The sequence below is a fragment of the Pseudoalteromonas sp. DSM 26666 genome (assembly GCF_900116475.1).
In the GTDB taxonomy this organism is placed as follows: Bacteria; Pseudomonadota; Gammaproteobacteria; order Enterobacterales; family Alteromonadaceae; genus Pseudoalteromonas; species Pseudoalteromonas tetraodonis.
Window position 1 is genome coordinate 287,139 of record NZ_FPAR01000005.1, and the last position, 14,633, is coordinate 301,771.

A 14,633-nucleotide genomic window follows, 5' to 3' on the forward strand; every position below is an offset into this window, starting at 1 on the left:
CTAATTACTGTTCGTTGCGCGTGGTAACACGGATGCCACCATGCGGTAAACGGATTATTTTTATTGTATCGTCTTGGGCAGGTAGCTCAATTTCTGGCTGACTTTGCTCTGATACTGAAATTGATGATTTCGTTTGTTCATCAGAGGGCTCTGGTGCTAAACCATATTTAGAAAGTGCAATCACGACTTTACGGTTTTCAGCACGCCCAGCTTCGGTATCATTATCGGCAAAGGGCGAGTATTGACCATACCCCTCAATGGCCATGCGCGCGGATTCAATGCCCAAACGCTCTAGCTCAACTAATATTGAGGTTGCACGCGCCACTGATAACTCCCAATTAGAACGAAATATTTCATTTCGTATGGTTTCGTTATCTGTATACCCGCGTACTCTTATATAGTTATCGACTGATGCGATGATTGCTTCAATTTTTTTTACAATCTCTTTGGCCTTGTTATGTGCAACAGCACTACCACTGGCAAACAACAATCCGGAATTGAGCTCAATAACCAACCAGTCTTGGCTTAGTTCTAAGCTAGCCTCGCCACTGAGTATCTCATCAATCAGCGACGATTGTAATTTAGCCAATAAACTATCCAGCGGCTTACCTAAGTGGCGTTGACTAATATTGCTATTGTCACTTTGACCATCGAGTAACATTGGGCCTTGTTCTTGCTCTTGAATACTTTCGCCATAGAGTATTTCAGCCTCAGGGGTCACCCTTTCAAGCAATAAAGCATCACCATTTACCCCGTTACCCTGCTGAGAATATTGTTTTGCAGACTTATCAAAAACATGCTCAAGAGAATCAGATAAAACCTTGATGTTGTCTTCTTTGTTTATCGCAATTGCATACAATACAACAAAAAATGCAAACATTATGGTCATATAATCCGCATAAGAAACTAACCAACGCTCAGTATGTTGGCTCTTTAATTGGTGATGACGTAAGCGACGGCGTAACATAGGCGCTAATGGGCCTGTAAAATTGGACGTTCAACGCGGTAGGCTTCAAGCTTTAGTTCAATATTAATAGGGCTCTCACCTTGGCTAATAGCAATTACACCTTCCGCTAACATTTCGTGATAAAGCATCTTTTGTTCAACCCGTTGCTTTAGCTTATTGGCCATAGGTAAAAATAATAAATTAGCCAAACCAACACCATATATAGTTGCAATGAACGCGGTGGCAATACCCGTTCCTAACTGCTCAGGATCGTTAATAAATGACATGGCTTGAATAAGCCCAAGTACCGCACCTAAAATACCAATAGTTGGGCTATACCCACCCATTGCTTCATATACCCGGCTAGCCTCAAGTAATCGTTCTCGCTCAAGTAATAAGTCAATCTCGAGGGTATCGCGTAGTTTTTGCTCTGAACAGCCATCAACTAATAAACTCAGTCCTTTGGCAGCATAGGGATCTGAATGCGCAAGTGCTTCGTTTTCTAATGCTAAATAGCCTTCTTGACGGGCTTTATGCGACCAGCGTTTTACTTGCTCAATAGCATCTTCAATATCATGGTCGTCGGTAACAAAAACCCAATGAGTAATACTAAGCATTTTTTTAAATGTATTGGCTGATGTTTGTAGCATCACCGCACCTAATGTACCGCCTAATACAATAATTAGTGCAGGCCCATTAAACAGCGCAGATACCACACCTCCCTCTAAAGAATAACCGATTGCAATAGCACCTAATGCAACCAGTAATCCTAAAACAGAAAGCTTATCCACAGCCAACCTCTCTTTTTAAACGTGCAGCCACATCATGAAGGCTAATGCTTTCGCTCGCTAAACCTGCACTGGCTATCGCCTGAGGCATACCATAGACAACACAGCTTTTTTCATCCTGAGCCCAAATTGTAGCGCCAGTTTGCTTAAGCATGCGAGCACCATCACGACCATCTGCACCCATGCCTGTCAAAATAATGGCAAGCACATCACCTTGATACGCTTTGGCCGCACTGGCAAAGGTAATATCAACACTTGGTTTATAGTTTACTCGTTCATTTTTATCTTCAAACACACGAAGGGTTCTATTAGAGCCACGTCCTTCTACCATCATTTGCTGGCCACCTGGCGCTAAATAAGCGCACCCAGGTTGTAATCTATCGCCTTGCTGCGCTTCTTTTACCTTAATCTTACACAAGCCATCTAAGCGAGTAGCAAAGGCCGGGGTAAATGCAGCAGGCATATGCTGTATGAGTAAAATAGGGTGTGGAAAATTAGCAGGTAATTGCGTCAAAATAGTTTGCAGTGCAACCGGCCCACCTGTGGATGTACCAATAGCAACTAACTGATACTGCTTACCACTGGCACGCGCTGAGGCACTGCTGTTAGTAGGTGCAGGACTCGCATTATTAAAGCTACGATCAGGTTGAACTATCGGCTTTTTAGCAAGGTTAGAAAAGCGTTCAGAACTGTTTGACGCTGGTTTACTAATACTTGGAGATGGGGCCGTTCTCGTAATTCTTCCAATACGCTGGCGGCCTATTTCCTTAACCTTATTTTGCAATAACTTAATTGCATCATCGTTATTGCGAGCAATATCTTCAAACTTTTTAGGTAAAAAGTCCATCGCCCCAGCATCAAGCGCATCCAAAGTGGCAGATGCCCCTGCTCGTGTTAACGATGAAAACATTAAAATAGGTGTTGGATTACTCGCCATGATCTCTTTCACAGCACTAATACCATCCAGCACCGGCATTTCAACATCCATGGTGATAACATCAGGACGTAACTGAGCTGTTTTTTCGACGGCCTCTCGGCCATTTACAGCAAAGCCTATTACCTCAATGCCGCTGTCTTGTTCAAGAATTTCACTCACTCTGCGGCGAAAAAAGCTTGAATCATCAACTACTAAAACTTTAACAGCCATTTCGCTCTCTTATTCAATGAATGGGTAGGCATAAAGTTTATACCTACTTTTTATTATCCAGCGTAATGCTTTAGCATACTCGGTACATCTAATATCAGTGCAATTCCACCATCAGAGGTAATAGTCGCACCCGCCATACCCGGCGTACCTTGCAATAATGCATCTAGAGGCTTGATCACCACTTCTTCTTGACCTATTAGTGAATCAACAACGAACCCTACTTTTTGAGTCCCTATTTGCACAATAACGACATGCCCTTGTGCTTTTCGCTGACCTCTATCAGCGCCTTTTATAAGCCAATGTTCAAGGTAGAATAATGGAATCGACTTTTTACGAACAATAATCGTTAGCTGGCCATCAACCACATTAGTTTTTGTTAAATCTAAGTGGAATATTTCACTTACACCCGCTAGCGGCAAGGCAAAGGTTTGCTCTCCCACCACCACCATTAAGGTAGGCAATATCGCAAGTGTTAGTGGAACTTTGATTTCTAAAGTAGTCCCTACGCCCATTTCTGATTTTATGTTAACCGAGCCATTGAGCTGAGTGATTTTTGTTTTAACCACATCCATACCAACACCACGGCCAGAAATATCTGAGATTTCTTCTTTGGTTGAAAACCCAGGTGCAAAAATAAGGTTATAAGCTTCAGTATCAGAAAGACGACTCGCTTGGTCGTGATCAAGCACCCCTTTACTAATCGCAATCTTTTTAAGCTTTTCAGCATCCATACCGGCACCATCATCTTGGATGGTAAGTAGAATATGATCACCCTGTTGCGAAGCTGATAAAGTCACCGTACCTGTTCTAGGTTTACCCGATGCTTCACGAATATCGGGCATTTCAATACCATGGTCGACCGAGTTGCGAACCAAATGCACCAATGGATCGGCCAATGCTTCCACTAAATTTTTATCTAAATCGGTGTCTTCACCGACAAGTAATAAATTAATATCTTTTTTAAGTGTTCGTGCTAAGTCACGTACAACACGAGGAAAACGGCCAAATACTTTTTTAATCGGCTGCATTCGTGTTTGCATTACTGCACCTTGGATATCAGCAGTAACAACATCTAAGTTGGAAATAGCTTTACCCATAGCCTCGCTATCAGAGTTAGTCGCCAAACTCACTAAGCGATTTCGCACAAGTACTAACTCGCCCACCATGTTCATTATTTGGTCTAGGCGTTTGGTATCAACACGTACAGTTGTTTCTGCCGGTGGAGGCGCTGCTTTTTTGGGCGGCGCAGCTTTAGCTGCTTGTGCCGCAGGAGCCGGCTTAGCTGGCTCTGGTTTAGGCTGTGGCTTAGCTGCAGCAACTGGTTCTGGCTTTTTAGCTGCCACTGGTTCAGGTTTACTTACAGGAGCCGGTGTTTCTATCGACTTAGGTGCACCTTTACCATGAAGTTCATCAAGTAACGCTTCAAACTCGTCGTCACTTATTTCATCATCGCCCGAGCTTTGCTCGTTACTTGGTGGAGCCACAGGAGCTGATGGTGTTTGTTGTGGTGTACTTGCGGTTGCTTGGCTCACTTCGCCAAAGCTGCCTACACCATGAAGTTCATCCAATAAGCTGTCAAATTCATCGTCAGTTATATCACCACTGACATCATTGCCACTTGATGATGATTGTTTTTCTTGTGGGGCTTGCCCTTTTCCATGAAGTTCATCAAGTAGGCTTTCGAATTCGTCTTCGGTTATTTCATCAATCTGAGACTCAGTACTGCTGCTATCTGGGCCGCTAAATAATTCATCAAAAGCAAACGGGTCTTCTTCAGCATCGTTGCTCGGTTGCTCTGCAACTGGTTCGGGCTCTACCGATGGGGTTTCCACAGGAGCTATATCTTCAACCACAGAATCGCCGGCAAGCTCTTCTGCTGTCGGTGGCTGCCCAAGTTTGTGAAGTACTGCAAGTAATTCTGGATCAGCAGGCTCTGGCTGGTCACGATTTTTAATCGTGGCAAACATTTCATTAATGGTGTCCAGTGCTTGTAAAATCACATCCATTAATTCAGAGTTAACTGTTCTTACACCTTGGCGCAGCAAATCAAACACATTTTCAGCACCATGACATGCATCAACAAGCTCTGTCATAGCCAAAAAGCCAGCGCCACCCTTTACAGTGTGGAAACCGCGAAATATTGCGTTTAGTAGCTCAGTATCATCTGGGTTATTTTCCAGTTCTACTAACTGTTCAGATAAAAGCTCAAGGATTTCTCCGGCCTCTACTAAAAAGTCTTGTAAAATATCTTCATCGACTTCAAAGCTCATGCAGTACTCTCCTATTAGAAGCCCAAACTTGATAATAGATCATCAACTTCATCTTGATCAGATACAACATCATTACGCGTTTCTTTATCAATAATAGGCCCTTCGGGACCTGCTAGTGTTTGTGCAACAATGGGATCTTCTATTTTTTCTGGTTGTTCAGTTGGTTCAACCTCACCACCTTGCGCTGCAAATGCAGTCAACAGGTGAATTAAACTTTCTTCAACTTCACGGACAAGTTCAATAACACGGCGAATAACCTGACCGGTTAAATCTTGATAGTCTTGAGCCATCAGCACATTAGTCATCAGCATTTGTAACTCATCGGTTTTGTGATGAGAACTGCTCATAAACTTATCAATACTATGACAAAGTGATTTAAACTCACCAAGCTCTATTTCGCGGTTCATTAAACGATCCCACGTTGGCTTGATATCAGCTATTTCGTCAGCGATTTCTTGTGCTAATGGTAAGCTTGCTTCAACCGCATCCATTGTCTTATTGGCTGCGTTTTCTGTCATTTCCATGACATAGTTAAGGCGTTTTTTTGCGTCAGGGATGGCATCAGTGGTAATGTCTGTTAAACGCGTGTCTAACTCGAAACTTTTTAAAGCTTCGTGCAGTTGACGCGTCAACTTACCCACCTCAGCAAATAACTGTGATTGCTCTTGTGAAGCTGTTTCTAAAATTAACTGATTCGCTTTATCTTGCTCACCATTTTCTAAAAAAACAACTAACTGGCGAGCTTGTTCTAAAGTAATCTGAGGCGCAGCAGGTGCTGACATAAGCCTCTCCCTCTCATTAACCTAAGCGTTCGAACACTTTTTCTAATTTAGTTTTCAATGTACCTGCAGTAAATGGTTTAACAATATAACCATTAACACCTGCTTGGGCCGCAGCAATTATTTGTTCTTTTTTAGCTTCTGCTGTAACCATTAAAACAGGAATATGCTTTAATTTTTCATCAGCTCGAATTGCCCTTAAAAGATCAATACCTTGCATGCCTGGCATATTCCAATCTGTTACAACAAAATCAAACGCTTGATTTTGCAACATAGGCAAAGCAGTTGACCCGTCATCTGCTTCTTGAACATTGGTAAAACCTAAATCGCGCAACAGGTTTTTAATAATACGTCTCATTGTTGAGAAATCATCAACAACAAGAATTTTAATGTTTTTATCCAAAACATCCTCCAGTGAGGCCTGAACCTTTATTTACTTACTTCTAGTTTATCCAGTCATTGATTTTTGCTTTAAGCTTAATCATCGCCTGACCATGTATCTGACTTACACGCGATTCACTTACATCGAGTATATGCCCAATTTCTTTTAAATTCATCTCATCGTTATAGTACAAAGAAAGCACCATTGCATCTTTTTCCGGTAACGACTTTATTGCACTGAGTAAAGACTCATTAAACCGTTCATTTTTAACATTATTGAACGGTTTGTCTAGTGCTAAATCTTGGCCATGAGGTGTAATCACATCATCATCTATACCAAGGTCTTCAATGCCTAACACTTTGCTTACATTTACATCGTTTAAAATATGATGGTACTCATTTAGCGAAATTTCAAGTTTTTCAGCAACTTCACTATCTTTAGGTTCACGGTTTAAACTGTTCTCAAGCGCAACAATAGTCTCTGCAACCAAACGGCTTTTTCTGTGAACTGAACGTGGAACCCAATCGCCTCGGCGCATTTCATCTATCATCGCACCACGAATACGAATACCGGCAAAGGTTTCAAAGCTTGCGCCTTTGCTTGCATCAAAGTTTTTTGAAGCTTCAATTAAACCAATCATACCCGATTGAATTAAATCATCTAGCTGCACACTGGCCGGTAAACGAGCAATTAAATGGCACGCCACTTTCTTGACTAATGAGGCATGCTTTTCAACAATCATATTTAAATTCTGTGTTGACTGATATCCCATAGCTCTATTCACCGGTATTGTCATTGTTAGTTACTAACTAGTTTCTCAATGAAAAACTCTAAATGACCCGAGGCTTGACTAGGTGTTGGCCACTTAGCAATTTTTGTAGCCAGTGTTTTAAAAGCAATTGCAGCAGGCGACCCAGGAAAAACCTCAACAATTACTTTTTGGCGGCGCGTTGATTTGCGCATATTTTCATCATATGGAACCGTTGCAACCAACTCCATTGATATATCTAAAAATCGGTCGGTAACCTTTGAAAGTTTTGCAAACAATTCCTGCCCTTCGCGTAAACTACGCACCATATTGGCAACAATTTTAAATTTATAAACGCCGTGCTCACGGCTAAGTACTTTAATTAAAGCATAGGCATCGGTAATTGATGTAGGCTCATCACATACCACCACAACCACATCTTGCGCTGCGCGAGAAAAACTCAGCACCATATCGGAAATACCCGCAGCGGTATCAACAATTAAAATATCAAAGTCGGTGTTAAGTTCACTAAATGCACGAATAAGTCCAGCGTGCTCTGAGGGTGATAACTCAACCATACTTTGCGAACCCGATGTTGCAGGCACTATTTTTATGCCTGCGGGACCTTCGACTAAAATATCATCAAGTTCACATTCGCCCGATAAAACATGAGATAAATTACGCTCAACGCGCAGTCCAAGCATCACATCACAATTCGCTAATCCTAAATCAGCATCTAGTACAAGCACACGTTTGCCTTGTTGGCCTAACGCGATTGCCGTGTTAAGGGATACGTTCGTTTTACCCACTCCACCTTTGCCGCCGGTGACAGCGATAACTTTTACGCCGTTATTATTATTCTTGCTCATTTTGCGAAGGCCGCTTGCTTGATCTAAAACTGTGTTAATCATACATCTCTACTGTGCTCGACGCCACTGATTGGTGTCGTGATTGTTGTGCTTTTATTCTTTTTAAATACAATTGCTCAGCTTTTTTTACTAGTTTTTCGGCATTTGCCACTCTAATATCTTCTGGTACTCGCTGACCGTTAGTAAGATACCCTATTGGGAGACGATTTTGAATCGCAATACTAATAATCTCACCTAAACTCAATGACTCATCAAGTTTAGTAAAAATACATCCGCTTAGCTGTACTTTTTTAAAGTGCCTTACTGTTTCTTGTAATACATTAATTTGCGCCGTCGCACTTAATACTAAATAACTACGTATATCAACACGCTGATTACGCATCAAGGTGTTTAACTGCTCGGTTAAGCGTAAATCACGTTGACTCATTCCCGCTGTATCAATTAAGACTAGACGTTTATTTCGTAAATGGTATAAAACTTCTGCTAATTCATTTGCATCTTTAACTTGTTTAACGCCACAACCTATAATACGACCATACGTTGCTAGCTGCTCATAAGCACCAATACGGTAGGTATCGGTAGTAATAAGCGCTACTTTATCGGCACCGTATTTTTGTGCACCCAATGCTGCCAGTTTTGCAACTGTGGTGGTTTTACCCACGCCAGTAGGTCCGACTAACGCAAAAACACCGCCTTGGCGAAGTATTTCGTTGTTCGTGGTTTGCATTTGATCTTCAACCATGTTCAATAAAGCTTTCCAGCCTTGTTGGCGAGACACATCGTCTGGTACAAAACATGCCATTTGCTCAGCAACATTTTTCTCTATCCCCATACCGACTAAGCGGTCAATCATACATGCACGGGTCGGGTCGCGACGTGCCATATCTTGCTGCATTAAACCTGATACTTGGTGCTCTAATAGTTGACGAATTGCGTTCATTTCTTCACGCATTGTGCTGATGTCACTGGATTCTTTATGCATTGTTTGCTGACGCGGTGCGCTGGGTGAATCTAAATCGTCAAAGCCACTGTCTAAGTCGTCAAAACCTAAGCTATCGGCTTGGGTGCGAGGACGCACTGGCGCGCTTTGTTCACGTTCAAACATATTTTTAGGTCGTGATTGCACAGGCTCTTGTTCTTGATAGTGAACAGAAGTGTCAATACCAGAGTGTGAAAACATTGAAGCAAGCTCTGCTGAACGAGGACGTGGAGACTGACGCTCTAGTAAGGCTTGTAAGCTATCTGCAACCTTTGCTTGTGGCTTAGGTTGAGCGCGTTGCGGTTCTGGTTTAACAAAATTATGTGAACTTTGCTCAGTATGTGCAAATGAAGCTCTTGCAGCAGGTTGGCTTTGAGGCTGCTCTGGCGGTTTTGTCGCTGCTTTGTCGTAATCAACTGCAGCAACAATTTCAACGCCATTAGCTAGTTTTTTATTTGACATAATAACCGCATCAACACCCAACTCTTCTTTTACTTCTTTTAGTGCAGTGCGCATGTCTTTAGCAAAAAAACGTTTAATTTTCATAATTCAAACCCCTTTAAAATCTTATTGTTGGCCTACAGAGCTGACAATCTTGATCTGTCTTTCATCTGGTATCTCTTGATAAGACATCACTCGCAATCCTGGAATGGTGTATTTAACAAATCGAGATAACACAGTGCGTAACATTCCTGACGTTAGCAATATTGAAGGTTCACCGGCCATTTCTTGATTTTGATGCGCTTCATTCAATGATGTTTGAAGTCTATCAGCAAGCCCTGGTTCTATTCCGGCACCTTCATCACCTGCATTTTGAAGTGACTGATGCAACATCTGTTCCAACTCAGGCGCCAAGGTTATGACAGGGATTTCAGAAGACATACCAACGGCATCTTGAACGATTAATCTACGCAGTGATATTCGCACTGCAGCCGTTAATACATCTGGGTCTTGGCTACGAGGGCCATACTCAACAAGGGTTTGAACAATTGAGCGCATATCTCGTATTGCCACCCCTTCGTTTAATAAATTTTGTAGTACTTTAACGATGGTGGTCAGCGGTAATACCTCAGGTACAAGTCCTTCAACTAAGCGAGGGTGACTCTTACCTAACATATCTAATAAGTTCTGTACTTCTTCATGTCCGAGTAATAATGCGGCGCTATTGGTGAGTAACTGGCTAATATGGGTTGCCACCACGGTCGCCGAATCAACCACCGTGTAACCTAAAGACTGTGCTTCATCTTTTTGATCTGGTTTTATCCAAACCGCATCTAAACCAAACGCAGGATCTTTAGTTTCAATTCCTTTTAGCGGGCCAAATACTTGGCCTGGGTTAATCGCTAATTCATCACCATGTTTAAGCTCACCCTCACCACTTGATACACCCATCATGGTTATGCGGTATGCATTTGGGTCGAGTTCTAGATTATCGCGTATATGCACCGGCGGCACTAAAAAGCCCAGCTCTTGAGATAGTTTTTTACGCACTCCTTTAATACGGTTTAACAGCTCGCCACCTTGTGATTGGTCAACGAGAGGAATGAGTCGGTAACCGACTTCTAAACCAATAACATCAACTTGTTGAACATCATCCCAACCCAGTTCTTTTTGCTCTTGTTTAGCCGCAATTCCGGTACCTGAGGCCGCATTTTCGGCTTCTTCTGCTTCTGCAGCGGCTAATTTCAGTTTATTTTGTTGAGTATAGTATGCAAGGTAACCTAAAAGCGCCCCTAAGCTTAAAAATGCAAGGTGTGGCATACCTGGGACTAAGCCCATAGTAATAAGGATACCTGAGGCAATAAATAACGACTTTTCGTTACCTAATTGCTTCTTAAACTGATCGCCCATGTTGTGCGATTCATTTTGACGGGTTACAACAATTGCAGTACCAATTGAAAGTAGTAATGAAGGTAATTGCGCGACTAAGCCATCACCAATGGTCAATAGTGTGTACACTTCCATAGCGCGTGAAAAACTTAAATCATGTTGGATCATGCCAACAAATAAGCCACCCACAATATTGATCACTAAAATGACTATGCCAGCAATAGCATCGCCTTTTACAAATTTACTAGCACCATCCATAGAACCGTAAAAGTCAGCTTCACGGGTTACTTCCTCACGACGTTCTCTGGCTTGCTCGGCACTGATAAAACCGGCATTCATATCTGCATCTATGGCCATTTGCTTACCTGGCATAGCATCTAGAGTAAAACGCGCTGATACTTCTGAAATACGACCAGCACCTTTGGTGATTACCACAAAGTTAATGATGATCAGAATTAAAAACACCACCAAGCCCACGGCGTAGTTACCACCGATTACCACTGAACCAAATGCTTCAATGACTTTACCAGCAGCATCCCCACCGTTATGGCCCTCAAGCAGTACCACCCGGGTACTGGCCACATTGAGTGCTAAGCGCATTATGGTTGCAATTAACAGCACCGCTGGGAACATACCAAACTCAAGCGGCTTCATGGTGTATACAGTGACCAGTAATACAACTAACGCAAGCGCGATATTAAACGAAAATAATATATCAAGCAGGAATGGAGGCAGCGGTAAAATAACCATGCCCAGCGCAGCCAACACCAAAAGCGGTGTACCAACGCCCTTCGCATATTCTTTTTTATCTTTATTAAGTTGTTGTAATACCGCTTTAAATTCCATAACTCTACAATTTCAAAAAATTGACACTACGCTGAAATTGCAATAACTATTCCAAGTTAGTTGGTTAGCAGTTAATACTTAAATTCATCGGGGATAGGCAGCTTTTTATTAAGGGCAACAGGGCGTTTTCCACGACCTTTTTTAAACCGTTTAAGCTGAAACACATAAGCAAGCACTTGAGCAACCGCAGTAAAGAGCTGATCGGGGATTTGCTCACCCACTTCTGCAGTATGATAAAGCGCTCGGGTTAAAGTTGGAGACTCAACAATAGGCACGTCATTACCCAATGCAATTTTACGAATTTGCATGGCGAGCTCATCCACACCTTTGGCTAATACAATAGGCGCGCCTGCTCGCTCTGTATCGTATTTTAAAGCTACGGAATAGTGAGTAGGGTTGGTAACAATAACATCGGCGTCTGGCACATCCTGCATCATTCTCTTTTGCGACATTTGACGTTGGGTTTGCCTTATGCGCGCTTTAATCTGCGGATCACCTTCTGAGTTTTTATATTCGTCTTTTACCTCTTGCATAGTCATTTTAAGCTGTTTGTTATGACTATAGCTTTGAAATGGGGCGTCAATAGCAGCAATAATAATTAAGGTACAAGACATGCCTAAAAACATCCACGCTAAAATTTCCAAAGCATGAACAATATTGCCAGGCGCACTTTCTATACTTAAATGTAAGATTTCATCAAAAAACGTATTAATTAAAAAAATAGCAAATGCGGCCACCAAGCCAAACTTTAATAATGACTTAAGCAATTCTATAGCCGCTTGTGGACCAAACATGCGGGTAAAGCCTTTCATTGGCGACATTTTACTGGCTTTGGGCGCAGCTGCTTGCCAACTAAAATTAAAGCCGCCAAGCATGGTATTACCGATAAATGCAGCCAATACAATAATGAGTACAAACATCGACATAGGAAATAACAGTACGTCGGCCACCTCTCCCCATACGGCAAACATTTTGGTGGTGTCGTAGGTTTCATTGCGGTTAAGACTCAGCATTCTTCCCATAATGCGGTACAAGCCTTTGCCAATTTCAGGCCCATACATTAATAAGGAAATAGCAGAAAAAATAAGCACAAACATGGTACCTAACTCTTTAGAACGCGCTATTTGACCTTTCTTTTTAGCATCATCAACTTTTTTGGGGGTGGGTTCTTCGGTTTTTTCTTGTCCGGAATCTTCAGCCATTACGCTCTCCTAAGGGGAACAACCAACTAGAGTACACATCAACTCAACCATTTTTAGCCATTGGAACTCAAACTGAGTGACAAAGTTACCGAGCGTTGCCCAAATAATAACGAGCCCTGCCACTAAGGTAAACGGGAAGCCTATCGAGAAAATATTTAACTGCGGTGCAGCACGGGTCATAATACCAAATGCCATATTAATAACCAGCATGGCGGTTAATGGTGCTAATGACAGCACTAATGCAGTGGTAAACATCCAACCACCCCATGTCACTATGTCCCAGTAATGATCAACCGCCCACCAATTGCCATCAATCGGGAGTACTTCAAAACTGTGCACCACCATTTGAATCATCATTAAATGACCATTAAACACAAAAAATAATAAGGTAGCTAATATTAGATAAAATTGCCCCACTGCAGGCACACTCATCCCATTAGAGGGGTCAACAACAGATGCAAAACCTAAACCGGTTTGCATAGCAAGAATTTGACCGGCTAACACAAACGTATTGAGTAATAGTGTGGACGCAAAACCAATTGCGACACCAATCAACATTTGTTGGAGTACCACTAAAATCATTTCAAAAGAAAATAGATTAGTAAATGTAGCAGCAGGAAGAACAGGAACAACTAAGAAGGTGACCACAACAGCCAAGCCCATTTTTATTCGAGCAGGTACGTTTTTTGCGCCAATACCCGCCATGATCATGATCATAGAGCTGATGCGCACTAAGGGCAGTAAAAAATCACTTAACCATTGAATGACAACGGAAAATGGAAATTCCATTGTTAACCTGCAATTTCGGGGATAAGCAGCACTAAGCGATTAAAAAAGTCCATTAGCTCTTGAGTAAACCAATGTCCTCCCACAATCAGGGCACTGATGGTGATTAATAAACGCGGTAAAAAACTCAGTGTTTGTTCGTTAATTGAGGTTGCTGCCTGAAACACAGCCACAACCAACCCAATAATTAAGCCAGGTACCACAATGGCAGACACCAGCTTAATCACTAAAAATAGGGCTCCACTTAAAATATCAACAAATACTTCAGGTTCCATGGACGACTCCTAGTGTGATTGGTTCAATGAAGAGTGCACAACTACGTGCCCAAGCCAAAGCTTTTAGCGAGTGTACCCATCACCAAGCTCCACCCATCAACCAATACAAACAACATAATCTTAAACGGTAGCGACACAATCATGGGCGATAACATCATCATACCCATGGCCATCAATACCGATGCAACCACCAAATCGACAATCAAAAAGGGAATAAAAAACATAAAACCAATAATAAAAGCGGTTTGTAGCTCACTGGTCACAAACGCAGGAATAAGCACAACCATTGGCGTTGCTTCAGGCGAGTCAAGCTGATCGTAACCTGCTATTTTAGCAAAGGTTTCTAAATCTTTTATACGTACCTGTGAGAGCATAAACGCTTTCATTGGCTCTTTGGCTAAATCAAGTGCTTCAAGTGACGTTACTTGTTCACTTAAATACGGTTCGATAGCTCGCTCATTTATTTGCTCATAAATTGGCGCCATAATAAAAATACTTAAAAACAGCGACATACCTAGTAATACTTGGTTCGAAGGCGTTTGCTGCAAACCAATGGCTTGGCGCAAAATAGCTAAAACAACAATAATTCGAGTGAAAGAGGTCATCATGATAATGGCGGCTGGAATAAAGCTCATAGCCGTCATGATCGCCAACACTTGTAGCGTCACTGAGTAGTCTTGGGTGCCATCGGAATTAGTGGTGATCGTCAGCGCGTCAATCCCCTCGGCATTGACCCCTGGGACGAACAGCATGGCAAATAGGAAAAGCAGCCATTTAGTCATAATA

The 14,633-nt window shown here is 42.2% G+C and carries 14 protein-coding genes; all 14 read right to left on the bottom strand.

All coding sequences use genetic code 11. The annotated features are described in order from the left end of the window. Positions 1–4 precede the first annotated feature (4 nt). Positions 5–967: a flagellar motor protein MotB gene (locus BM380_RS11545; RefSeq protein ID WP_090494430.1), complete on the bottom strand. Its 963-nt coding sequence runs from the start codon at positions 965–967 to the stop codon at positions 5–7. Positions 968–972: 5 nt separating this feature from the next. Beyond that, complete coding sequence (locus BM380_RS11550) at positions 973–1,737, bottom strand: flagellar motor protein (protein WP_028833993.1); 765 nt, start codon at positions 1,735–1,737, stop codon at positions 973–975. Next, positions 1,730–2,881, bottom strand: a complete 1,152-nt coding sequence (locus tag BM380_RS11555; protein WP_008112216.1) for a protein-glutamate methylesterase/protein-glutamine glutaminase — start codon at positions 2,879–2,881, stop codon at positions 1,730–1,732. The genes BM380_RS11550 and BM380_RS11555 overlap by 8 nt, the downstream gene beginning before the upstream one ends. 53 nt (positions 2,882–2,934) lie before the next feature. After that, complete coding sequence (locus BM380_RS11560) at positions 2,935–5,151, bottom strand: chemotaxis protein CheA (protein ID WP_090494432.1); 2,217 nt, start codon at positions 5,149–5,151, stop codon at positions 2,935–2,937. Between the two features lie 14 nt (positions 5,152–5,165). Then, positions 5,166–5,933 carry a protein phosphatase CheZ gene (locus tag BM380_RS11565; RefSeq protein ID WP_010387932.1) on the bottom strand — a complete coding sequence of 256 codons (768 nt, stop codon included), beginning with the start codon at positions 5,931–5,933 and terminating at the stop codon, positions 5,166–5,168. A gap of 16 nt (positions 5,934–5,949) precedes the next feature. Beyond that, positions 5,950–6,333 (bottom strand): chemotaxis response regulator CheY, encoded by a 384-nt coding sequence (cheY, locus tag BM380_RS11570; protein ID WP_008112210.1) that lies wholly within the window; start codon positions 6,331–6,333, stop codon positions 5,950–5,952. 40 nt (positions 6,334–6,373) lie between these two features. Then, entirely contained in the window at positions 6,374–7,084 is a 711-nt protein-coding gene (locus BM380_RS11575; RefSeq protein WP_008112209.1) for an RNA polymerase sigma factor FliA, read from the bottom strand. A 26-nt stretch (positions 7,085–7,110) separates the two neighbouring features. Further along, a complete protein-coding gene (locus tag BM380_RS11580) occupies positions 7,111–7,971 on the bottom strand; it encodes a MinD/ParA family ATP-binding protein (protein WP_010387928.1) in 861 nt (286 codons plus the stop codon). Continuing rightward, positions 7,964–9,454, bottom strand: coding sequence for a flagellar biosynthesis GTPase FlhF (flhF, locus tag BM380_RS11585; protein WP_090494434.1), 1,491 nt, complete (start codon positions 9,452–9,454; stop codon positions 7,964–7,966). Before flhF ends, BM380_RS11580 begins: the two co-directional genes overlap by 8 nt. A 21-nt stretch (positions 9,455–9,475) precedes the next feature. Further along, positions 9,476–11,584, bottom strand: a complete 2,109-nt coding sequence (gene flhA / locus BM380_RS11590) for a flagellar biosynthesis protein FlhA (RefSeq protein ID WP_008112204.1) — start codon at positions 11,582–11,584, stop codon at positions 9,476–9,478. Positions 11,585–11,655: 71 nt separating this feature from the next. Beyond that, a complete protein-coding gene (flhB, locus tag BM380_RS11595) occupies positions 11,656–12,786 on the bottom strand; it encodes a flagellar biosynthesis protein FlhB (RefSeq protein ID WP_090494436.1) in 1,131 nt (376 codons plus the stop codon). A gap of 9 nt (positions 12,787–12,795) precedes the next feature. Further along, positions 12,796–13,575, bottom strand: coding sequence for a flagellar biosynthetic protein FliR (fliR, locus tag BM380_RS11600; RefSeq protein WP_013465551.1), 780 nt, complete (start codon positions 13,573–13,575; stop codon positions 12,796–12,798). Positions 13,576–13,577: 2 nt separating this feature from the next. Continuing rightward, positions 13,578–13,847 (bottom strand): flagellar biosynthetic protein FliQ, encoded by a 270-nt coding sequence (locus BM380_RS11605; RefSeq protein ID WP_010387922.1) that lies wholly within the window; start codon positions 13,845–13,847, stop codon positions 13,578–13,580. 41 nt (positions 13,848–13,888) lie between these two features. Next, positions 13,889–14,629: a flagellar type III secretion system pore protein FliP gene (fliP, locus tag BM380_RS11610; RefSeq protein ID WP_090494438.1), complete on the bottom strand. Its 741-nt coding sequence runs from the start codon at positions 14,627–14,629 to the stop codon at positions 13,889–13,891. Positions 14,630–14,633: the final 4 nt, after the last annotated feature.

Excerpts from the sequence above, each read along its gene's own strand:
- flhB (WP_090494436.1), bottom strand. The coding sequence starts at position 12,786 with ATGGCTGAAGATTCCGGACAAGAAAAAACCGAAGAACCCACCCCCAAA.
- BM380_RS11575 (WP_008112209.1), bottom strand. The coding sequence starts at position 7,084 with ATGGGATATCAGTCAACACAGAATTTAAATATGATTGTTGAAAAGCAT.
- BM380_RS11565 (WP_010387932.1), bottom strand. The coding sequence starts at position 5,933 with ATGTCAGCACCTGCTGCGCCTCAGATTACTTTAGAACAAGCTCGCCAG.
- fliR (WP_013465551.1), bottom strand. The coding sequence starts at position 13,575 with ATGGAATTTCCATTTTCCGTTGTCATTCAATGGTTAAGTGATTTTTTA.
- BM380_RS11580 (WP_010387928.1), bottom strand. The coding sequence starts at position 7,971 with ATGATTAACACAGTTTTAGATCAAGCAAGCGGCCTTCGCAAAATGAGC.
- BM380_RS11555 (WP_008112216.1), bottom strand. The coding sequence starts at position 2,881 with ATGGCTGTTAAAGTTTTAGTAGTTGATGATTCAAGCTTTTTTCGCCGC.
- BM380_RS11545 (WP_090494430.1), bottom strand. The coding sequence starts at position 967 with ATGTTACGCCGTCGCTTACGTCATCACCAATTAAAGAGCCAACATACT.
- flhF (WP_090494434.1), bottom strand. The coding sequence starts at position 9,454 with ATGAAAATTAAACGTTTTTTTGCTAAAGACATGCGCACTGCACTAAAA.
- flhA (WP_008112204.1), bottom strand. The coding sequence starts at position 11,584 with ATGGAATTTAAAGCGGTATTACAACAACTTAATAAAGATAAAAAAGAA.
- fliP (WP_090494438.1), bottom strand. The coding sequence starts at position 14,629 with ATGACTAAATGGCTGCTTTTCCTATTTGCCATGCTGTTCGTCCCAGGG.
- BM380_RS11560 (WP_090494432.1), bottom strand. The coding sequence starts at position 5,151 with ATGAGCTTTGAAGTCGATGAAGATATTTTACAAGACTTTTTAGTAGAG.
- BM380_RS11605 (WP_010387922.1), bottom strand. The coding sequence starts at position 13,847 with ATGGAACCTGAAGTATTTGTTGATATTTTAAGTGGAGCCCTATTTTTA.